Raw genomic sequence first — 20,846 nt, 5'->3', positions numbered from 1 at the left:
GAAATATGAAAAAAACAGGAATTTTTAATGTGCAGTTGATGATGGAATTAACAAAACTTCGTCATATGGATCAGTTCGTGATTTGTGATGCCGGATTTCCGGTTCCAAAAGATGCGAATGTAGTGGATGTATCATTAATTGCCGGAGTACCCTCTTTCATGCTTGTGTTAAAAGCAGTGTTGAATGAGCTGATCGTGGAAGATTGTACAATCTTTGATTTTATGAAAGAGTATAATCGGGAAACTTATGATGAGCTGCAGAAGATATTTGTGAAACAGGATAAAAAAGAGGTATCCATGGAAGAGTTTATAGAACTTTCGGCAAATGCTAAATTGTTTATCCGAACCGGTGAATTGAAGCCGGCATCAAATATCCTGCTTACTTCGGCATCGGGAGCAGGTCCAAAGAGAGATCCATATGATGTAAGCTTCTCGGAAGAAGAATTGAAACTATAAAATATCATATTGTTGATTTATATGAAAATCCAATAAAAACTTATTGATAGTGAACCCTCTATATTAAAAAGGCGATGCAGCATAAAATCCTTCAGTTATGTGGCACCGCCTTTTTGGGTATCTGATAGCTGTATAAATATAAGCGTTGTTTGCGTTAGTAAAGAGTGATAAAATAAGTGCGCTTCAAAGAAAAAGAATGACATTTTTATGAAAACACATGACAAACAGATGATAGACTATGGAGAACGAAAAGATTATCTGAATTTGTTTCTGATTAATGATATGCAGGATATGTGTCATATTAAAAGTGGAAAAAAGAACAGAAAAAGATCCGGTATATTTTTTATGGAAAATGGTGCATGAACAGGTGATTACGGACAGACTCAGAGAGAGCAGGATCCTGTTAAATCTTCTAAGTGATATAGCCAAATTTAAAGAGCAGGGTAGACGCACTCCGACAGATACGTTATAATTATGCATGGATATGCATAAAAGAAAGGCAATACATAAGGAAAGAAATATAAATATTTACAAAGATATAAAAGGAGAGCGCTATGCCAGTATTTGATTTTAACAATACTCCGGATGACAAGAAAGCAGCACACGTTGCACCAACAGCTACCAATGCGCAGCCGGTGCGGCTGATCGTGGTACGGAGTGAAGAAGGCAGAGCGAAACTGGACAAAGCTGCGCGCCTTTATGGTGCACCGACAGTTATTATCGTATGCGCCGATCACGATAAAGCATGGGTGCGCAAATACGACCAGATGCAGACGACAGATATCGATGCTTCGATTCTGACAGACCATATGATGCTGGAAGCAACCGAACAGGGACTTGGAAGCTTGTGGGTATGCAGGTTTGATCCAAAGATTGTCAGAGAAGAGTTCGAACTTCCGGATAATCTGGAACCAATCAATCTGCTGGCACTTGGTTATGCGGATACAGAAGAAAAAGGACCGGATCGTCATAAAACAGAGCGAATCAGCCTGGATGAACTGGTGACGTATAAGTAAGAAAAAGGATGCCATTGATATCTGATTTTCTACATTTTTATTTGTTGTGAATGCCTGTAGTTATATACAGGCATTTTTGTTGTTAGGATAAAACCCTGTTTTTCCGTTCTCTTTTGCATCCCGTTATAGAACACAATAAGAATTCTTTATAAGAACTCACTTATTTCTACAGTTTCAAATACATAAAACGATAAAAGTTAAGATATTCTTAATTTTCACAAAAAAGACACAAAACGGAAGATTTTTCTGATAAAACAAAGTATAATGAGTGTAAATAACTCGTTTGAGGGGGAGAGAATAGAACCTGAGGGGAGAAAAAGGAGGAATCATATGAAGAAAAGAACGGTAAAATTGTTATCGCTCATGATGGTGGCCACATTTCTGGCGACCAGTACGATCACAACGGAAGCAGCCGGGACGGGTGCGTATCAGAAGATTAAGACCGGAGATAAGATTAGCAAGAAAGAGAGCGCGAATAAAGGCGATTATGTAGAAGGACAGGCGCTGGTTTTGTATAAGGACAACAAGATTTCAACGAAAGCGGCTGCGCAGAGAGCGCTTAATGTAAGCGATATCAGCGTGTCAAAGGTATGGAATTTTGATGCAGCAGAAGAATCAAAGGGAAGGGCAAGTACGCAGAGTGCGGCTTCTGCACAGTCAAGTGCGACTACAACATCACTTACAGTCGGATTGGTTACTTCGAAGACATTAAGCACGAAGAAGTTAATTGAGAAATTATCTGCGGACAGTGATGTGCAGATAGCAGAGCCAAACTACCGTGTACATGCGCTGACAAATGATTCATATTTCAGTAAACAGTGGGGACTTAAAAATACGGGTCAGAATGGCGGCGTGGAAGGAAATGCCACGAACATAGAGAAAAAATGGGAAAAGACCAAAGGTTCTGACGATGTTGTCGTTGCTGTTGTAGATACAGGTGTAGATTATACACATGAAGATCTGAAAGACAATATGTGGGAGAATACATACCAGCCGAAGTTAAGAGGCGAATATGGATATGACTTTGCGAATGCTGATACAGATCCGATGGATGATGAAGGACACGGAACACACTGCGCCGGAATTATTGGAGCAAAGGGCGATAATGGTGTCGGTGTCAGTGGTATGAACCACAATGTGAAGATTATGGCACTGAAAGCATTAGATGAAAGAGGCAGTGGTTCCGATAGTGATTTGATTGATGCTTATAATTATATTAACAAAGCTATAAACCTGGGAGTAAATGTTGCGGCAATCAACGATTCTTGGGGCGGAGAAGGAAAGAGCGCCATTTTTAAGAAACTGATGGATCTGGTTGGAGCAAAGGGCGCGGTATCTGTATGTGCAGCAGGAAATGAGTCGGCAGATAATGATGAAACGGCTATTTATCCGGCAAACGATGATTGCGCTTATAAGATCAGTGTAGCTGCTACAAATGAAAAGGGTGAGCTCAGCAATTATTCGAACTATGGAAAAGAGAAAGTGGATATTGCAGCTCCAGGAAGTGATATTCTCTCTACATATGCAGAGGATTGTTATAATCCATCCATTTATTCTGCAGAAAAACAGAAAGAAGTAACGCAGAAACTTGCGGATTTTAATGGAGAGAGCAGCTGGGCAGAATGGAATCCGGAGAATATTAGAATTACAAGTACAACTGAAGGAAAAGAATCTAATTACAAAGCCGAGTTAAGCGATGACAACTTTGGGGATGCAGATGGAAAATCTTTGAAAATTTCTCTGAAAGGGGTCAGCGCAGGTGAGACGATTTCTGTTCGGATTCCATATACAGTAAGTGAAGGAACAAAAGAATTTCCTGAATTTAGTGCAATGACGAAGGTGAGTGGTCCAAAATCAACTGCTTCTATGATTTCCAGCGGAAGTGTACTTATTATTGGAGAATGTGCGGCTGATCGTGATTTGCCAGAAAGTACAGATGATTTGATAGATGAAAATTGGGATATTGCATATAATTATAACGGATATGAGATAAGTGGAGAAATGGAAGATTGGGTACATCTGGAAGTGCCACAGGAAGAAAAGAACCCGAAGACCGGAGAACGCTCTATCTTCCTGTCACTTATGGCAGAGGCAAAAGGAGATTATACAATTACATTGGATGATCTGGGACTCAGCAAAGAAAATGTTGCTTCTTCCAATTTTGGCAAATATGAATATGAAAGTGGAACATCTATGGCAACGCCGTTTGTTACAGGAGCAGTCGCATTGGAAGCAGCAGAGAATCCAAAGAGTACAGCGTTGGAACGTATTTCAGCAGTATTATCTCAGGTGAAACGAACAGATGTACTGGAAGGAAAGGTAGCAACCGGAGGCGCGTTGGATTATACACAAAAAGTAGCAAATGCGCCAAGAATCAGTACTGTGAAAGTAAATCAGAGTAACGGACAGATTACGATTAATGGAAGTGGGCTGGATGCAACAGATCTGAGCGTAAATGTAACCGAAAAAGGCAGCACGACTGCAAAAGCAGCAAAGATTGTAAAGAAAACAGAAAAACAGGTAGTTATTGATGGAAAAGCATGGCTGAATCGAGTGGCATCTATTGCGGTTACAGGGAATGGAAGGACGGCAACAAAGAAGAATATTTATCTGGTAGACGGAAAATCTTCTTACAAAAAAGTAAAAGGTCTGGAAGTAGAAAGTTCATCTAATATGGCAACAGATGGTCGAAATATTTACATGGCTGATTCTAGTTCAGACAGCATCAATATATTAGACCAGTCTGATCCGGAAGAAGTGGATGAATACCCACTGACAGTTGTAAAGCCGACAAAATATTTCAAGAAAGAGGCAGGCAGTCAGGGCAGATACGATTTTGCATTTGGAAATGATCTTGTCTATGCGGATGGAATGTTGTACAACATTGGTGCATATTCAGAAGTACAGGGAAGTACAGATGAGGATATAGATGAGGGTGATGACGACGATGATGATGACGATACTACGGAATCGGCATATTCTTCCGAATATAAATTATTTGCATTTAATACTTCAAACGGAAAGGTACAGTGTATTGGAACACTTCCGTCAGCAGTAATGAAAACAGAAGACTGGACGCTTGCGGCTTATAATGGAAGAATCTATCTTATTGGCGGATATGATTACCAACAGAAAGCATGTAGCAAGAAAGTTTACATCTATAATCCAGGTACAAAGAAATGGAGTCAGGGACCATCCCTTCCGGAAGGAAGAGCCGGTGGAAAAGCATTGCAGAGTGGTGGAAAACTGGTTTATACACTTGGGTATGGTGAAAAACAGGACGGTGTGGAATATGAAAAACAGACTTGTCCGGTTAATTTGATATTAAGTGGAAATAAGTGGACAGCATCCAAGAAGACCTTATCGACATATGGAGCTGTTACAAAAGTCGTAAATGGAAGTAAAGCATTTAAAAAGTATGATGTCAGTGTAAATATCTGTGCGGGAGGACTTGTATATGTGGGTAATCCTATGGTTGGATTAGGTGATACATTTACTTATAATGTAGCAAAAGATACTTATAATTCTACGAAATATAATCAGATAACAAATCTGGATGTTTATGATGAGGATTATGATTATGACTATGACGATGATGAAGATGAAGAATGCATAGATTACGACGCTATCACTGTCGGAAGTACACTTTACATCTTTGACGAAGATGGACAGGGTTACAAGGCAACAATCGGCAGTGGGCTTGTAAAAGTAACTGCAAAGGCATCCAAAGCCGGTAAGATTTCCGGAGCGAACAGAGGTATCCTTCCGGGAAATAAAGTAAGACTTACTGCAAAAGCAAATAAAGGTTATGCAGTGAAATCTTTCAAAGTGGCAGGTAAGAAAGTAAGCGGTACGTCTAAAACGATCCGCCTGACTGGAAATACAACTGCTTCTGCAAGCTTTGGCAAAGCAGTTTCCAAACTGACACTGAAAGACAAAGAGCTGACTTTAAAAGCCGGAAAGAAAGCAAAGATTCAGGTGAAAGTCACACCGAAGAGTGCGGTGAATAAGAAGTTATCTTACACATCCAGCAACAAGAGATATGCAACAGTATCTTCTAAAGGTGTAGTGCATGCGCTGAAAGCTGGAAAAGGTAAGACGGTGAAGATTACTGTTAAAGCAACAGATGGTTCTGGAAAGAAAGTTGTTTGCAAAGTGAAGATCCAGTAGGCGCCGGAGTACTCATTGAATTTCAATAATTTAAAATAAAAGAACAACTGCTCTGTGGAGTTTCCGTGGAGCAGTTGTTCTTTTTATATAATGAAGTTTCATTCGCAAAACGCAGGATTAGCATCCTGCAGATGTGCTCGAGGGAGTTAATGTGATACCATCGGATTGCTGCGTGCAGAGCACTCTCGCAATCCTCCCCATCATTCGCAAAACGCAGGATTAGCATCCTGCAGATGTGTTTGAGGAAGTTAATGTGATACCATCGGATTGCTGCGTGCAGAGCACTCTCGCAATCCTACCCGACATTCGCAAAACGCAGGATTAGCATCCTGCTGTATTGCTCATGACGGGGCGAGTCCCAAGATCTTTCGTCCACATTTGAGCAAGCTCATGTGTACTCAGATCTGGTACTCTGGTATCACATGATTCTCCACATGATCTCGCGTGGTTCGAGGTTGATGGTTTCGCGGGATCCGTTTCCGTCGTAGACATCGGTTGTCTGCGGGGAATCGGAGTTGTTCAGGATTGCGTATTTACCGCTTTCCGGATAAGCGTGGACTTCGCAGTTGATATTGTCTGCGTTCCAGATGTAATAATTATCTTCCTTGTGGGAAGCGTAATATAAGGCGCGCAGAAGAAGTCTTGTGTTGTCCGGATCGTTAGCGAGTGCAGAGAAATATACACCGCGTCCGTCTCCGTATGCATTTGCGGCAATGTGGACTTCATCATTGGAATAATCAATGATCTCTGTACTGCCGGTAAGTGCGTACACGTCCGGTGTGCCTTCACCGAGCTGGTAAGCTCCCCAGTGCTCATCTGTAATAAAATGCGCAAGCCTCGGAACAATGTGGTATTTGGCAGTCGAAAGTGTGAAGCCAAGTTCACGGTCTACACCGAGTACATCGGCAAGCTGGAAGAAACGACCACCGTGTAAAACAGCCGATGGTTCTCCGATACCGATAAATCCGCCGCCGTCATAAACCCATTTTCGTATGATCGTAACGAGGTCTGCATCCAGCCATTCTCTTCCACCGGAAAAAGCAGTTCCAGCATCTCCGGCATTGATGATCACATCAACATCATCCGGCACACCGTCCCTGCGGATATCCGCAAAACTTAAAAAGCATACATCGACAGGCGAACCGCTGAGTGCTTCTAGAATACCGAAATAAGGATTGGTTTTCTTGTAACTTCGTCCCGGAAGAACAGTGTACGCCTGCCAGGAACGAAGTGTACCCCAGGAATTAAGGACGGCAACTTTCAGTCCACTGTATGGCTTGCGTCCCTTTACATTGTCGTAAATGGTACGGTATTCGTCGGTTATTTTCTCAATGTAGTTTACAAAAGTGGTTGAAGATGAGGCAGTTCCCGGATCACCGTCAAAAGTAAGGCGGTCCAGCGGGCTTCGCATCATGGCACGTCTTGCTGCGATCCAGTTTGCAGAAGCCGTGATACATGCATCGTTCTCATCTTCAAATGTCTCTTCGGACAGATATGGAAGAAGCCGTCCCTCTGTGTCATGGATACCCGGAATATCAGAGAGCATCCGGAGCGTTGTTCCGTTATATACATTTCCGGAAATGCAGTCTACGCTGATATCCTGAAAATATGGGCCGTAAGGCTCTGTTCCGATCCAGCTCTCACCGAAGAACATGGAAGCCTGTTTGCCAGCTGCATGTACCATGTCCACCAGTTCTTTTGCACGGCGGGATACGAATCTCTGGATAAAATGAGTGTAATCCCGGTAAGCCTTGGTCGGCACGCGGAAAGTAGAATTGAAATATCCGTTATCGACCAGATCTTCCGGCTTCAGGGCATATCCGTATTCCTGCTCGAAAGTTTCCAGCGCCTGTGTGGAAACCGTAGTGCCATAGCCGAACCAGTTCGTATACTGTTCGTTTGCTTCTTCGTTGAAAATCAAAATATAATGATAGAAGAAAGAAGTAAAACGCACAATATCTGTATGAGAATGTTCGCTGAGCCATTTCTTCAAACGTTCTTTGGAATAAGCTGCTGAGAGTGGCTGGCGCACATCGATCGGAATGTGATGCGGCTCATTTGTCAGATCGTCTGAGAGAAGCTCGTACATCTGCGTTGGATCCCATATGATAAAGACGAAGAAAGATACCGTATATTCGTGAAATGGAATGGCATCTGTGATCGTCAGATTGTCATGTATGCGGTCGTATTCCCATTTGTGGGAAGGAACGGTCTTGCCGGCTGTGCGGTCGATGACTTCCCACCATCTCTTCGGATCGTGGATATAATCGGCAACGAATTGTTCGCGGTAAAATCCGTCCAGAAAATCAATTGTTAAAGTTGTATTTTTTGCCAGAAAATGTCTGGACATCAGAAGTACCTGCTGGCATTCATCCATATGCTCCATGGCGAAATCGTTGTCACCTTTTACGGGTGTGTATGTTGTACAGATCTTAACATCCAGAGATTTGGAGTGCTCATCCGGTGTTTTGTTTCCATCAAGACGAAGCACATCAGCGCCCCAACGCTCGGTGAATGTTTTCGCATCTTCTGAAAAAATAGATTGGACTGGCAGAGTCACTCTGCCTCTGGTTCTTGACATAATATATCTCCCCTTATATTGCGTAATATGGTAATGTTATAGTTAAAACTCTCGGCTATGATATCTATAGATTGCTCCGTGCTACGCACTCTCACAATCTATCCCCACCATTCGCATATCGCAGGATTAAAATCCCGCTTTTATGCTCATGTCGGGGCGGGTTCCAAAGTCATACATCCACTTATGAGCAAGCTCATGTGGTCGTATGACTTTTTTACCCTGATATCATCAGTATACCACAGATTTCCCGGACGCAATAGTAGGGAAAACAAGTTGTGGGATTGCTTTTTTTTGCGCGTTTCGTTATGATAAGAAATAGTATCAGATTTTTTGATATTGATATGGAGGTACAGATTTATGAACAAACCAGTATTGGTCATTATGGCGGCAGGAATGGGTAGCCGTTATGGTGGATTGAAACAGATTGATCCGGTAGATGAAGAAGGACATATCATTATGGATTTTTCCATGTATGATGCAAAGAGAGCCGGATTTGAAAAGGTAATTTTTATCATTAAGAGAGAAAATGAAGAAAGTTTCCGGGCAGCAGTCGGTGACCGGATGTCAGAATACATGGAAGTTTCATATGCATTTCAAGAGCTTTCTAACATTCCGGAGGGATATGAAGTTCCGGAAGGAAGAGTGAAACCATGGGGAACTGCGCACGCAGTGTTAAGCTGCATCGATCAGATCGATGGACCATTTGCCGTTATCAACGCAGATGACTACTATGGCGTTGAAGCATTCCGCCTGATCTACGATTATCTATCCAGTCATCCGGACGATGAGAAATACCGCTATGCAATGGTCGGATACCATCTTGGAAATACTGTGACTGACAACGGACATGTAGCGCGTGGTGTATGCACGTTAAATGAGAGTGGCGAGCTGGAGGCGATCAACGAGAGAACCCGTATTGAGAAGAGAAATGGTGGCATCGCTTATACAGAAGATGACGGCGCAAACTGGACGGAAGTTCCGGCAGATACACTTGTTTCCATGAATATGTGGGGATTTACAGAGAGTATTCTGCGTGAGATTAAAGCAGGATTTCCGGCATTTTTGGATGAAGGATTAAAAGAAAATCCGATGAAATGTGAATATTTCCTGCCGGCAGTTGTCAGCAGACTGCTCGGAGAGGAGAAGGCAACGGCAGCAGTTCTGGAATCAAAGGATAAATGGTACGGTGTTACTTACAAAGAAGATAAACCGGTTGTTGTTGCGGCGATGAAACGTATGAAAGAGGAAGGGTTGTATCCTAAGAATTTATGGGAAAAATAAAAGGATATTAGCAGGAATGTGCGGATTTCTTGAAGAGTACAGGCGAAAAGTGCTATACTTTACAGGAAATGAAATGAGCACAGGACGATTAGGAGGCAATAAAATGGCAAAGATATTAATAACAGGTGGCGCAGGATATATCGGAAGTCACACTGCACTGGAACTTTTGAAAGAAGGTTATGAGGTTGTTGTATACGATAATCTCTGCAATTCTTCCAGAGAATCACTGAAGAGAGTGGAAGAGCTGACTGGAAAGAGCATTACATTTTATGAAGGAGATGTAATGGATGCAGAAGCTTTGAAAGCAATGTTTGAAGCAGAGAAGATCGATGCGGTTATCCATTGCGCAGCATTAAAAGCAGTTGGAGAATCTGTGCAGAAGCCATTGGAATACTATCGTAATAATATAACAGGTACACTGACGCTAATGGAAGTTATGCAGCAGGTTGGCGTGAAGAATATCGTATTCAGTTCTTCCGCAACAGTATATGGCAATCCGGAGACAATGCCGATCACAGAGGACTGCCCAAAAGGACAGTGCACGAATCCGTATGGATGGACTAAATCCATGATGGAGCAGATCATGACAGATGTGCAGAAAGCCAATCCGAAGATGAATGTAATCCTGCTTCGTTATTTCAATCCGGTTGGCGCGCATGAGAGCGGAAGAATCGGAGAAGATCCGAAAGGTATCCCGAACAATTTGATGCCATATATTTCACAGGTTGCAGTCGGTAAACTTGAAAAACTGGGTGTATTCGGAGACGATTACGACACACCGGACGGAACCGGTGTCCGCGATTACATCCATGTTGTAGACCTTGCAATCGGACATGTAAAAGCAATCAACTACATTTTTACAAATCCGGGATTGGAAGTGATCAACCTCGGAACCGGCGTCGGATATTCTGTTCTTGATATGGTAAAAGCATTTTCAAAGGCATGCGGCAAAGAGATTCCGTATGAGATCAAGCCTCGCAGAGCCGGAGATATTGCTATGTGCTATGCGGATCCGGAGAAGGCATGGAAAGTGCTTGGCTGGAAAGCGGAGAGAGGTCTGGATGAGATGTGTGCAGATTCCTGGAGATGGCAGTCTGCAAATCCGAAAGGATATGAAGCATAGATTTATAACAAAAAAATAAATATGAGATGAGAATGCGAAGGATGAAAAAGCCTTCGCATTTTTTGATCTTTTTGTTGCTTTTCATTTTCTGGCAGGAGTGGTATAATGTTACCATATGTTGAAAAGTCTGAATTCACAAATTAGGGGATAGTCATGGAAGAAAAGAAGAAAGACAGACAGAAGATTCGATTGAAAGGACAGCTCAAATTCTATATGCAGTGGCCGGCAATCATGGCGGTCGTACTGGTAGCACTTAACATATGGATTTATGCCATCAATAAGGGCGCAGGTCTTTTAATGGGTGTATTTGTGCTGATCTATATTATACTTTCGGCGGTTATGTATTTGTACACGAACTCGCTGATGGTAAAGGATCTGATCGAATTTGCTGCGCAATATGGCATTATACAGAATACGCTGCTGAAGGAACTGGCAGTTCCGTATGCGATTCTGCTTGAAGACGGGAAGATCATATGGCTGAACAGTCAGTTTGAAGAGCTGATAGGCGACCGTGCAAAAGGTGACACATATATCAGCAAGATCATGCCGGAACTGAACCGATCTATTTACCCACGTCAGGAGAATGATGTGGTACATATGGATATATTTTTTGAGGAACGGGAGTATCAGGCAGAACTCAGGAGAGTTTCTGCAAGAGGATTCAGCGAGAGGGAACAGGTTCTGGAACTGCCGGAGGAAAAAGAATATTTTATCGCTGTTTATTTACAGGATGTGACGAATCTGAATAAGGCGATCCGTGCAAATGAAGAACAGAGGCTTGTAGCGGGACTTATTTATATTGATAATTATGATGAAGTGATCAACAGTGTAGAAGAAGTCCGACAATCACTTCTGATGGCGCTTGTGGATCGTAAGATCAATCAGTATATTGCCAAAGTAGATGGAATTGTGAAGAAGATGGAGAATGATAAATACTTTATCGTTGTCCAGAAGCAATATTTCAAACAGCTGGAAGACGACCGTTTTTCGATTCTGGAAGATGTGAAATCTGTGAATATAGGAAATGGAATACCGGCGACATTAAGTATCGGACTGGGACTTAGCAGCGAAGCATATTCGCAGAGCTATAACTATGCCCGTGTAGCTATTGACCTGGCACTTGCAAGAGGCGGCGATCAGGCGGTTATCAAAGACTGCAATGGAATTACATATTACGGCGGCAAGCGGGATCAGACTTCCCGTAATACACGTGTAAAAGCCCGCGTGAAAGCAGAAGCGCTGCGTGAGTTCATTACCGTCAAGGATAAGATCTTTGTTATGGGACATCAGCTTACGGACGTGGATTCTTTTGGCGCGGCGATCGGTATTTACCGTGCGGCAAATGCACTGGAGAAACGAGCATATATCGTTATCAACGAAGTGTCTGCCTCTCTGAAACCACTGTATACTGCTTATGAGAACAATCCGGATTATCCGGAGCGCCTGTTCCTAAATTCGGCAGAAGCGCTGGAACTCGCAGATGAGAGTTCGATGGTAGTTGTTGTGGATACGAACCGCCCGGGTATGACAGAATGTGAAGAACTGCTTCATGTTGCGAAGACGATCGTTGTGCTTGACCACCACAGACAGAGCAGTGATAATATTGACAATGCGCTGCTGTCTTACATTGAACCGTATGCGTCTTCGGCGTGCGAAATGGTTTCGGAAGTTCTGCAGTATATTGTGGATGATATTAAGATTCCGAATCTGGAGGCAAGCAGTCTCTATGCCGGTATTATGATCGACACGAATAATTTTATGAATAAGACAGGTGTGCGTACATTTGAAGCAGCCGCATTTCTGAGAAGAAGCGGTGCGGATATTACACTGGTGCGTAAGATGTTCCGTGACGATATGGAATCTTACCGTGCAAAAGCGCAGATCATCAGCAGTGCGGAAGTATACCATAACAAATATGCGATCGCCAGAGGAGAGAATCTGACGATTGAGAGCCCGACGATTATCGGTGCACAGGCGGCAAATGAATTATTGGATATTAACGAAGTGAAAGCTTCTTTTGTACTGACTACTTACAATGGAAGAATCTATGTAAGCGCCAGATCAATTGATGAAGTTAATGTACAGATCATTATGGAGCGTCTCGGCGGTGGCGGTCATATGAACGCATCCGGGGCACAGTTTGACCACACAGACATGGATGAGGCTGTTGCAGATTTGAAACAGGTCATCGATGACGTGATAGAAGGAGGAGAAATCGAATAATGAAAGTAATTTTAAAAGAAGATGTAAAATCCCTTGGGAAAAAAGGTGAGATTGTAAATGTAAGTGACGGATATGCAAGAAACTTTATCCTGAAGACAGGAAAAGGTATCGAAGCAAATACAAAGAACCTGAACGATCTGAAACTCAAGAAAGCAAATGATGACAAAGTAGCACAGGAGCATTACGAGGCTGCTGTAGAACTTGGCAAGAAGATCGAAGCAGGTAAGATCGAGGTTTCCATTAAGACCGGAGAAGGCGGAAAAGCCTTTGGTTCTGTATCTTCCAAAGAGATCGCAACAGAAGTAAAAGCACAGATGGAACTGGAAGTAGATAAGAAGAAAGTACAGTTGAAAGATGCGATCAAAGCACTTGGAACATACGAAGTGCCGATCAAATTACATCCGAAAGTAACAGCCAAATTAAAGGTTGTCGTGAAAGAGGAAGCGTAGGAGGAAAACGATGGAAGAGACACTCATCAAACGGGTGATGCCTCACAGCGTGGAAGCAGAGCAGTCAGTAGTTGGTGCGATGCTGATGGACAAGGATGCCATTCTTGCAGCTTCGGAGATTATTTGCGGTGACGATTTTTACCAGAATGCGTACGGTGTAATCTTTGATTCTATGGTAGAGCTTTTTAATGAAGGCAAGCCGGTGGATCTGATCACTTTGCAGGAACGTCTGAAAGAGAAGGAAGTGCCGCCGGAGATCTCCAGTCTGGAATTTGTGCGTGATCTGGTTGCGGCAGTGCCGACATCGGCAAATGTGCGTTACTATGCGCAGATCGTATCGGATAAAGCAGTCATGCGTAAGCTGATCAAGATGAATGACGAGTTGTCGAATATCTGCTATGCGGGAAATGAACCACTGGAATCTGTGTTGGAGAAGACAGAAAAATCTGTATTTCAGCTACTTCAGAACCGGAATGCCGGAGAGTATGTGCCAATCAGACAGGTTGTTATGAATGCACTGGAGAAAGTTGAAAAAGCATCGAAGAGCAAGGGAACTGTTACGGGAATTCCGACCGGATTTATTGATCTGGATTATAAACTGTCCGGATTGCAGCCATCGGATCTCGTTCTGGTTGCGGCAAGACCTTCCATGGGTAAGACGGCGTTTGTTTTGAATATTGCACAGTACGTTGCATTTAAGAAAGATAAATGCACCGCTATTTTCAGCCTTGAGATGTCGAAGGAACAGCTGGTAAACCGACTGTTCTCGTTGGAATCACAGGTAGATGCGCAGGCACTCAGAACCGGTAATATGAAGGATTCTGACTGGGAGAAACTGATTGAAGCAGCAGGAATTATCGGGCAGTCGAATCTGATCATTGATGATACACCGAGTATTTCGATTTCAGAACTGCGGTCCAAATGCAGAAAATACAAGATGGAACACGGACTGGATTTGATCATCATTGACTACTTGCAGTTGATGAGCGGAAGTGTCGGAGGACGTTCCGAATCGAGACAGCAGGAGATTTCGGATATTTCCAGATCTTTAAAAGCGCTCGCCAGAGAGCTGAATGTGCCGGTGATCGCACTGTCACAGCTTAGCCGTGCAGTAGAACAGCGACCGGATAAGCGTCCAATGCTTTCGGATCTGCGTGAATCCGGAGCAATCGAACAGGATGCGGACGTTGTTATGTTTATTTACCGTGATGAATATTACAACAAAGATTCTGAATATAAGAAGCAGGCAGAGATTATTATTGCAAAACAAAGAAACGGCCCGGTAGGGACCGTTCATCTGGCTTGGCTCGGCGAATACACGAAGTTCGCAAATCTAAGCAGGCAGGAAAATACGCCTTAGTTTACTGACTGGACCGTGGTCTGCGGCAGCTCTCCGGAAGGATTGCTGTTGCCGGATTAGCTGGTCCAGTTTTTTAAACTCCTGTTCTTCCTGACGCTCCTTTGCATCCAGTAGGAATGACATTTCCTTACTGAACATGGAGAGCAGTACTTCGTTGTTATTTTCCAGCATCCGCTTCATATGTAACTGTTCTTTTGTGCGGCGGATATCCGGGATCAATGCTTTGAGTTCGGAAAAAGGTACTCCCTGTTCGTATAATTCTTTTACACAGTTATACAGTCTGGCATCGTCCTTTGTTTCACGTCTGAGTTGTTCCAGTGCCTTGCTCATTGTAAAACCCCCTTATTATAATAATAGAACTTCTGACGGGACAAGTATAGCATGTGCAATGTGCGAAATACGTCAAACGGTGAAAGGTGAATAAATAAAAACGAAGTTTCTTAATTACATGAAAAGAGCACTGCTCCCGGAAAATCCGGAAACAATGCTCTTTGTTACGTTCATATGAATAACGATTAGCCCTGAGAGATAGCTCCTGTAGGACACTGAGCTGCACAAGCTCCACAGTCAACACAAGAATCAGCATTGATCTCGTAATGATCTGCTCCCTGAGAAATAGCTCCTACTGGACATTCTGCTTCGCATGCTCCACAGCTAACACATTCATCACCAATTACGTGTGCCATAGGTATGTACCTCCTTTTTATGATTGACAATTTACGTCTCTCACTATAATAATACAAATGAAAAAAATATACAAGAGGACAAAAGAAAAATCAATTCAAAAGAAAATTTAAGAAATTTTTCAACAAATTTTCAAAATTATGGTGTATAGTGTTTGTTGTTAAGATTACATCTGCATTTAATAATATGAAAAAAATGTGACAGATCAGAAGAGGGAGAGAAGAAATCATGAAAAATTTCAAAAAGATCGTTGCGTTATTGATAAGCATAACACTTCTGGCAGCAGGATGCGGTTTGCAGAAGAGTTCTTCTGAAGAGGAGAAAGAAACGACGAAGAAAGCAGAGAATAAAAAAATTACTAAAGAAGAATCTGCGCAGGCGAAGCTGGATGTGGTTAATCCGGCTGCTTACAATAATGCAAAAGGATTAAAACTGGAAAAAGGAACTTATATTTCTATTATAGGTAAGGCGAGTACCGGTGAGTACTGGAGCGAAGTAAAGAAAGGTGTAGAGAAAGCCACTGATGATATCAATGAGAATCTGGGCTATACAGGCAAAGATAAAGTGAAAATAACTTTCAATGCACCGGCGGATGCGGACGATGTAGACCAGCAGGTGAATCTTCTGGACGAAGAACTGGCGAGAGAGCCGGCGGCACTTGCAATTTCCATAGCCGATGAGCAGTCTTGTAAAGTACAGTTTGATATGGCGGCAGACAATGAGATCCCGATCGTGGCATATGACTGCGGAAGTGATTATCAGGGACTGATGGCAACGGTATCGACAGATAACACCAAGTCGGCAAAAGAAGCAGCAGATAAACTGGCAGAGGCGATGAGCAGCAAAGGAAAGGTTCTTATCCTTGCACATGATTCAAAATCCATGGCGGCAAAAGAGAGAGTTGCAGGATTCGAGGCAGAATTAAAAAAGAAATATCCGAAGATGTCAGTTGCAAGCGTTTATTATATGGATAACATTGAAAAATTACAGAAAAATGTTGCTGCTGAGATCAACACTGGTACTTATGCAAGAAGTACGGACGGAGACGCAAGACTGCGTACCGGTGATGAGAAAATCAATCCGACTGATATCACAGAAGATGATATTATTGATTATTATTTGCAGAAACATCCAGATGTGTGCGGATGCTTTGCAACGAACGCGACTGCTGTAAAGACCATTGTTTCCGGCATGGACAGAACAAAAAAAGACAATGTTATGGTAGTTGGCTATGATGCAGACAAAGAAGAAATCGATATGCTCAAAAAAGGAAAAGTTGATGGCCTGGTTGTACAGAATCCATACGCAATGGGATATGCATCTGTGATCGCAGCGGCGAGATCAGCCCTTTCCATGGGAAATGAATCAGTCGTGGATACCGGATATACATGGATCACGAAGAGTAATCTGAATGATAATGAAGTTAAGAAAATGCTATATAATGAATAAAGAAAATGAACTGTGAGAGTACACAATGAAAAGTGTTCAGCAGACATCATAAGATAAGAAACGCAAGGGAGGAATAGAAAATGAACAGAGAACAGGCATATGAGATTTTACACAAATATATGAAAGGAGAGCGTTACCTTCAACATTCTTATGCAGTGGAAGCGATTATGAGAGGGCTTGCGAAGAAACTGGCTCCGGATGATGTGGAATACTGGGGAATCGCGGGACTTCTGCATGACCTGGATGAGGAACAGTGTGACTGGCAGAATGACCTGAGCGTACACGGACCGACTTCTGTGGAAATCCTGAAAAAAGAAGGTGTGGAAGATCAGGTGCTGTTTGATGCGATCTGTGCACACAATCCGAAAAGCGGAGTGAAGGCAAAGACAAATATCCAGTATGCACTTCTGGCAGCAGATCCGATGAGCGGATTTGTAAAGGCTGTTGCACAGATTTATCCGGATAAAAAAGTCGCAAGTGTAAAACATAAATCCGTGATGAAACGATTTAATGAATTGCGTTTTGCAGCAGGCGCTAACAGAGATTATATGGAAGCAATCGAATTTACAGGTCTGAGCCTGGACAATCTGATCGATGTGGCGTTGGAAGAAATGTGTGCGATTGCAGATGAACTGGGACTTTAAAACGTGACGCTTTACAGTGAAAAAGCAAGAGAAAGGTTCCGCTAAAAAAACAGGAAAAACTAGTGAAAGCCCTTGACAACAGCGAGGATTCGTACTAAGATAAACAGGCGTGCATGAAAATGCATTGTGTTTTTGTGCGCCAAAGATTCATGAAAATGAAGCAGCTTATTAAAATCATAGGAGGTGAAAGAGAATGCCAACATTTAACCAGTTAGTAAAGAAGGGACGTCAGACATCTGTAAAGAAGTCTACAGCTCCAGCGCTTCAGAAAGGGTATAACTCTTTAAGAAAGAGAAGTACAGACGCATCTTCCCCACAGAAGAGAGGTGTATGTACAGCTGTTAAGACAGCAACACCGAAGAAGCCTAACTCAGCACTTAGAAAAATCGCCAGAGTTCGTCTTTCAAACGGTATTGAAGTAACAAGCTACATCCCAGGTGAAGGACACAACCTTCAGGAGCATAGCGTTGTTCTGATTCGTGGAGGAAGAGTAAAAGACCTTCCAGGTACACGTTATCACATCGTCAGAGGTACACTTGATACAGCAGGTGTAGCTAAGAGAAGACAGGCACGTTCTAAATACGGTGCTAAGAGACCAAAAGACGCTAAGAAATAAATCAAATAATTAGCGAATCTAGAAACTGTAGTCACAAACAGAACTATGATTAAGTAAGCTGCAAGGTATATAGATATGTATGCCCAGCGCTACACATGATCATTAGAAAGACACATGTGAGTACCGATGAATTAAATTATATGTTTAAGGAGGGAAGGACCGTGCCACGTAAAGGACATACTCAGAAAAGAGACGTATTAGCGGATCCGTTATACAACAATAAAGTGGTTACAAAGCTGATCAACAACATCATGCTTGATGGTAAGAAAGGCGTAGCTCAGAAGATTGTATATGGAGCATTTGAAAGAATTGCGGAAAAAGCCGATAAGCCAGCTATCGAAGTATTCGAAGAGGCTATGAACAACATCATGCCAGTACTTGAGGTAAAGGCAAGACGTATCGGTGGAGCAACATACCAGGTACCGATCGAGGTCAGAGCTGACAGAAGACAGGCTTTAGCACTTCGTTGGATCACATTGTATTCTCGTAAAAGAGGAGAAAAGACAATGGAAGAGAGACTGGCAAACGAACTTCTGGATGCAGCAAACAATACAGGCGCATCTGTAAAGAAGAAAGAAGATATGCACAAGATGGCAGAAGCAAACAAAGCATTTGCTCATTATCGTTTCTAATTATTTAGGAGGCTACAATGGCTGGAAGAGAATACCCATTAGAGAGAACCAGAAATATCGGTATCATGGCTCATATTGATGCAGGAAAGACTACACTTACAGAGCGTATTCTTTACTATACCGGTGTAAACTATAAAATTGGTGATACTCATGAAGGAACTGCTACCATGGACTGGATGGAACAGGAGCAGGAAAGAGGTATCACAATCACTTCAGCAGCTACAACTTGTCACTGGACATTGGAAGAGAATTGCAAACCGAAACCGGGCGCTTTAGAGCACCGTATCAATATCATTGATACACCGGGACACGTTGACTTTACAGTTGAGGTTGAGCGTTCACTTCGTGTACTTGACGGAGCTGTAGGTGTGTTCTGCGCAAAGGGTGGTGTTGAGCCACAGTCAGAGAACGTTTGGCGTCAGGCTGACACATATAACGTACCACGTATGGCATTCATCAATAAGATGGATATCCTTGGTGCAGATTTTTACAATGCCGTAGAGCAGATTAAGACAAGACTTGGTAAGAATGCTATCTGTCTGCAGCTGCCAATCGGTAAAGAAGATGATTTCAAGGGAATCATCGACCTGATGGAAATGAAAGCTTACATCTACAATGATGAAAAAGGTGATGACATTTCTATCGTAGATATTCCGGAAGATATGAAAGATGATGCAGAACTTTATCGTACAGAATTAGTAGAGAAGATCTGTGATCTGGATGATGATCTTATGATGGAATATCTGGAAGGAAACGAACCTTCTATCGAAGATATGAAGAAAGTTTTAAGAAAAGCTACATGTGAGTGTACAGCTGTTCCGGTATGCTGTGGATCTGCTTACAGAAACAAAGGTGTACAGAAACTGTTGGATGCTATTCTTGAATACATGCCGGCTCCGACAGACATTCCTCCAATCGAGGGTGTTGACGAAGACGGAAATGATGTTGTAAGACATTCTTCAGATGAAGAACCGTTCTCAGCACTTGCATTTAAGATTATGACAGACCCATTCGTTGGTAAACTGGCATACTTCAGAGTTTACTCTGGTACAATGAACGCAGGTTCCTATGTACTGAATGCAACAAAGAACAAAAAAGAGCGTGTGGGACGTATCCTGCAGATGCATGCTAATAAGAGAGAAGAACTTTCAAAAGTATATTCTGGAGATATTGCTGCAGCAATCGGATTTAAGTTCACTTCAACAGGTGATACAATCTGTGACGAGCAGCATCCGGTAATTCTGGAGTCCATGGAATTCCCAGAGCCGGTTATCGAGCTCGCTATCGAGCCTAAGACAAAAGCTTCTCAGGGTAAACTTGGTGAGTCTTTAGCAAAACTTGCTGAAGAAGACCCGACATTCCGTGCTCATACAGATCAGGAAACTGGTCAGACAATCATCGCCGGAATGGGTGAGCTTCACCTGGAAATCATCGTAGACAGACTTCTGCGTGAGTTTAAGGTAGAGGCTAATGTGGGCGCTCCACAGGTTGCTTACAAAGAAGCATTTACAAAAGCAGTTGACGTTGACAGCAAATATGCTAAACAGTCAGGTGGACGTGGACAGTACGGACACTGTAAAGTTAAATTTGAGCCAATGGATGTTAACGGTGAGGAGACATTCAAATTCGAATCTTCTGTAGTCGGAGGAGCTATTCCGAAAGAATACATTCCGAAGATCGGTGAAGGTATCGAAGAGGCTATGCAGTCTGGTATCCTTGGAGGATTCCCAGTTGTTGGTCTTAAGGCTAACGTATATGATGGTTCTTACCATGAAGTCGATTCAAGTGAAATGGCATTCCACATTGCCGGATCATTAGCATTCAAGGATGCTATGAAGAAGGCATCTCCGGTACTTCTTGAGCCTATTATGAAGGTTGAAGTTACTATGCCGGAAGAGTACATGGGTGACGTTATTGGTGACATTAACTCACGTCGTGGACGTATCGAAGGAATGGATGATCTTGGCGGCGGTAAGATCGTTCGTGGATATGTTCCGTTGTCCGAGATGTTCGGATATTCTACAGATCTTCGTTCCAGAACACAGGGACGTGGTAACTACTCAATGTTCTTCGAGAAATATGAACCAGTTCCGAAGTCTGTACAGGAAAAAGTATTATCCAGCAAAAACGACTAATAATCGTTAAAAAGCTTGAAAAAAGCTT

The 20,846-nt window shown here is 42.7% G+C and carries 17 protein-coding genes; 14 read left to right on the top strand and 3 right to left on the bottom strand.

The window, feature by feature from the left end; translation table 11 throughout:
- Positions 1 to 5: 5 nt before the first annotated feature.
- The 4 genes from rbsD to DWY31_RS05915 all read left to right on the top strand — a co-directional run bounded on the left by rbsD (position 6) and on the right by DWY31_RS05915 (position 5,641).
- A complete protein-coding gene (gene rbsD, locus DWY31_RS05925) occupies positions 6 to 455 on the top strand; it encodes a D-ribose pyranase (RefSeq protein ID WP_021859743.1) in 450 nt (149 codons plus the stop codon).
- 207 nt (positions 456 to 662) lie between these two features.
- On the top strand, positions 663 to 818 hold the full coding sequence (locus tag DWY31_RS13910; RefSeq protein ID WP_158575490.1) for a hypothetical protein: 156 nt from the start codon (positions 663 to 665) through the stop codon (positions 816 to 818).
- A gap of 191 nt (positions 819 to 1,009) precedes the next feature.
- Positions 1,010 to 1,471, top strand: a complete 462-nt coding sequence (locus DWY31_RS05920) for a nitroreductase family protein (protein WP_118519787.1) — start codon at positions 1,010 to 1,012, stop codon at positions 1,469 to 1,471.
- A 330-nt stretch (positions 1,472 to 1,801) separates the two neighbouring features.
- The gene (locus tag DWY31_RS05915; protein ID WP_158575489.1) at positions 1,802 to 5,641 is read left to right on the top strand and encodes a S8 family serine peptidase; all 3,840 of its coding nucleotides are present in this window, start codon (positions 1,802 to 1,804) and stop codon (positions 5,639 to 5,641) included.
- A gap of 418 nt (positions 5,642 to 6,059) precedes the next feature.
- Here the strand turns inward: DWY31_RS05915 and gnpA are convergent, their stop codons facing one another.
- Complete coding sequence (gene gnpA, locus DWY31_RS05910) at positions 6,060 to 8,222, bottom strand: 1,3-beta-galactosyl-N-acetylhexosamine phosphorylase (RefSeq protein ID WP_118519785.1); 2,163 nt, start codon at positions 8,220 to 8,222, stop codon at positions 6,060 to 6,062.
- A 357-nt stretch (positions 8,223 to 8,579) separates the two neighbouring features.
- Between gnpA and DWY31_RS05905 the strand changes: the two genes are divergently transcribed.
- From DWY31_RS05905 to dnaB, 5 genes are all read left to right on the top strand, one after another.
- The gene (locus DWY31_RS05905) at positions 8,580 to 9,503 is read left to right on the top strand and encodes a sugar phosphate nucleotidyltransferase (RefSeq protein WP_117537558.1); all 924 of its coding nucleotides are present in this window, start codon (positions 8,580 to 8,582) and stop codon (positions 9,501 to 9,503) included.
- Between the two features lie 103 nt (positions 9,504 to 9,606).
- The gene (gene galE / locus DWY31_RS05900) at positions 9,607 to 10,626 is read left to right on the top strand and encodes a UDP-glucose 4-epimerase GalE (RefSeq protein ID WP_021861475.1); all 1,020 of its coding nucleotides are present in this window, start codon (positions 9,607 to 9,609) and stop codon (positions 10,624 to 10,626) included.
- Between the two features lie 153 nt (positions 10,627 to 10,779).
- Positions 10,780 to 12,849, top strand: coding sequence for a DHH family phosphoesterase (locus DWY31_RS05895; RefSeq protein ID WP_118519784.1), 2,070 nt, complete (start codon positions 10,780 to 10,782; stop codon positions 12,847 to 12,849).
- On the top strand, positions 12,849 to 13,298 hold the full coding sequence (gene rplI, locus DWY31_RS05890) for a 50S ribosomal protein L9 (RefSeq protein ID WP_021861473.1): 450 nt from the start codon (positions 12,849 to 12,851) through the stop codon (positions 13,296 to 13,298). Before DWY31_RS05895 ends, rplI begins: the two co-directional genes overlap by 1 nt.
- A 10-nt stretch (positions 13,299 to 13,308) precedes the next feature.
- On the top strand, positions 13,309 to 14,658 hold the full coding sequence (dnaB, locus tag DWY31_RS05885; RefSeq protein ID WP_021861472.1) for a replicative DNA helicase: 1,350 nt from the start codon (positions 13,309 to 13,311) through the stop codon (positions 14,656 to 14,658).
- Here the strand turns inward: dnaB and DWY31_RS05880 are convergent.
- Both DWY31_RS05880 and DWY31_RS05875 read right to left on the bottom strand, forming a co-directional pair.
- Complete coding sequence (locus DWY31_RS05880; RefSeq protein WP_021861471.1) at positions 14,632 to 14,988, bottom strand: hypothetical protein; 357 nt, start codon at positions 14,986 to 14,988, stop codon at positions 14,632 to 14,634. The two genes, dnaB and DWY31_RS05880, sit on opposite strands and share 27 nt — an antisense overlap.
- 185 nt (positions 14,989 to 15,173) lie before the next feature.
- Entirely contained in the window at positions 15,174 to 15,344 is a 171-nt protein-coding gene (locus DWY31_RS05875) for a DUF362 domain-containing protein (protein WP_021861470.1), read from the bottom strand.
- A gap of 226 nt (positions 15,345 to 15,570) precedes the next feature.
- Here DWY31_RS05875 and DWY31_RS05870 point away from each other — a divergent pair, with 226 nt between their 5' ends.
- The 5 genes from DWY31_RS05870 to fusA all read left to right on the top strand — a co-directional run bounded on the left by DWY31_RS05870 (position 15,571) and on the right by fusA (position 20,818).
- Complete coding sequence (locus DWY31_RS05870) at positions 15,571 to 16,791, top strand: substrate-binding domain-containing protein (protein ID WP_118519783.1); 1,221 nt, start codon at positions 15,571 to 15,573, stop codon at positions 16,789 to 16,791.
- An 80-nt stretch (positions 16,792 to 16,871) separates the two neighbouring features.
- On the top strand, positions 16,872 to 17,435 hold the full coding sequence (locus tag DWY31_RS05865; RefSeq protein ID WP_021861468.1) for an HD domain-containing protein: 564 nt from the start codon (positions 16,872 to 16,874) through the stop codon (positions 17,433 to 17,435).
- A gap of 193 nt (positions 17,436 to 17,628) precedes the next feature.
- The gene (gene rpsL / locus DWY31_RS05860) at positions 17,629 to 18,051 is read left to right on the top strand and encodes a 30S ribosomal protein S12 (protein ID WP_021861467.1); all 423 of its coding nucleotides are present in this window, start codon (positions 17,629 to 17,631) and stop codon (positions 18,049 to 18,051) included.
- Positions 18,052 to 18,212: 161 nt separating this feature from the next.
- On the top strand, positions 18,213 to 18,683 hold the full coding sequence (gene rpsG / locus DWY31_RS05855) for a 30S ribosomal protein S7 (RefSeq protein WP_021861466.1): 471 nt from the start codon (positions 18,213 to 18,215) through the stop codon (positions 18,681 to 18,683).
- Positions 18,684 to 18,700: 17 nt separating this feature from the next.
- The gene (gene fusA, locus DWY31_RS05850) at positions 18,701 to 20,818 is read left to right on the top strand and encodes an elongation factor G (RefSeq protein WP_118519782.1); all 2,118 of its coding nucleotides are present in this window, start codon (positions 18,701 to 18,703) and stop codon (positions 20,816 to 20,818) included.
- The last annotated feature ends 28 nt before the right edge of the window (positions 20,819 to 20,846 follow it).

The sequence above is a fragment of the Dorea sp. AF24-7LB genome, from assembly GCF_003478575.1.
In the GTDB taxonomy this organism is placed as follows: domain Bacteria; phylum Bacillota; class Clostridia; order Lachnospirales; family Lachnospiraceae; genus Dorea_D; species Dorea_D hominis.
This window is presented reverse-complemented; position numbering and strand designations above follow the sequence as displayed.

Coding starts and splice junctions, on each gene's coding strand:
- DWY31_RS05865 (WP_021861468.1), top strand. CDS start 16,872: ATGAACAGAGAACAGGCATATGAGATTTTACACAAATATATGAAAGGA.
- rbsD (WP_021859743.1), top strand. CDS start 6: ATGAAAAAAACAGGAATTTTTAATGTGCAGTTGATGATGGAATTAACA.
- fusA (WP_118519782.1), top strand. CDS start 18,701: ATGGCTGGAAGAGAATACCCATTAGAGAGAACCAGAAATATCGGTATC.
- DWY31_RS05915 (WP_158575489.1), top strand. CDS start 1,802: ATGAAGAAAAGAACGGTAAAATTGTTATCGCTCATGATGGTGGCCACA.
- DWY31_RS05895 (WP_118519784.1), top strand. CDS start 10,780: ATGGAAGAAAAGAAGAAAGACAGACAGAAGATTCGATTGAAAGGACAG.
- DWY31_RS05875 (WP_021861470.1), bottom strand. CDS start 15,344: ATGGCACACGTAATTGGTGATGAATGTGTTAGCTGTGGAGCATGCGAA.
- DWY31_RS05920 (WP_118519787.1), top strand. CDS start 1,010: ATGCCAGTATTTGATTTTAACAATACTCCGGATGACAAGAAAGCAGCA.
- DWY31_RS05880 (WP_021861471.1), bottom strand. CDS start 14,988: ATGAGCAAGGCACTGGAACAACTCAGACGTGAAACAAAGGACGATGCC.
- gnpA (WP_118519785.1), bottom strand. CDS start 8,222: ATGTCAAGAACCAGAGGCAGAGTGACTCTGCCAGTCCAATCTATTTTT.
- DWY31_RS05870 (WP_118519783.1), top strand. CDS start 15,571: ATGAAAAATTTCAAAAAGATCGTTGCGTTATTGATAAGCATAACACTT.
- DWY31_RS05905 (WP_117537558.1), top strand. CDS start 8,580: ATGAACAAACCAGTATTGGTCATTATGGCGGCAGGAATGGGTAGCCGT.
- rpsL (WP_021861467.1), top strand. CDS start 17,629: ATGCCAACATTTAACCAGTTAGTAAAGAAGGGACGTCAGACATCTGTA.
- rplI (WP_021861473.1), top strand. CDS start 12,849: ATGAAAGTAATTTTAAAAGAAGATGTAAAATCCCTTGGGAAAAAAGGT.
- dnaB (WP_021861472.1), top strand. CDS start 13,309: ATGGAAGAGACACTCATCAAACGGGTGATGCCTCACAGCGTGGAAGCA.
- DWY31_RS13910 (WP_158575490.1), top strand. CDS start 663: ATGAAAACACATGACAAACAGATGATAGACTATGGAGAACGAAAAGAT.
- galE (WP_021861475.1), top strand. CDS start 9,607: ATGGCAAAGATATTAATAACAGGTGGCGCAGGATATATCGGAAGTCAC.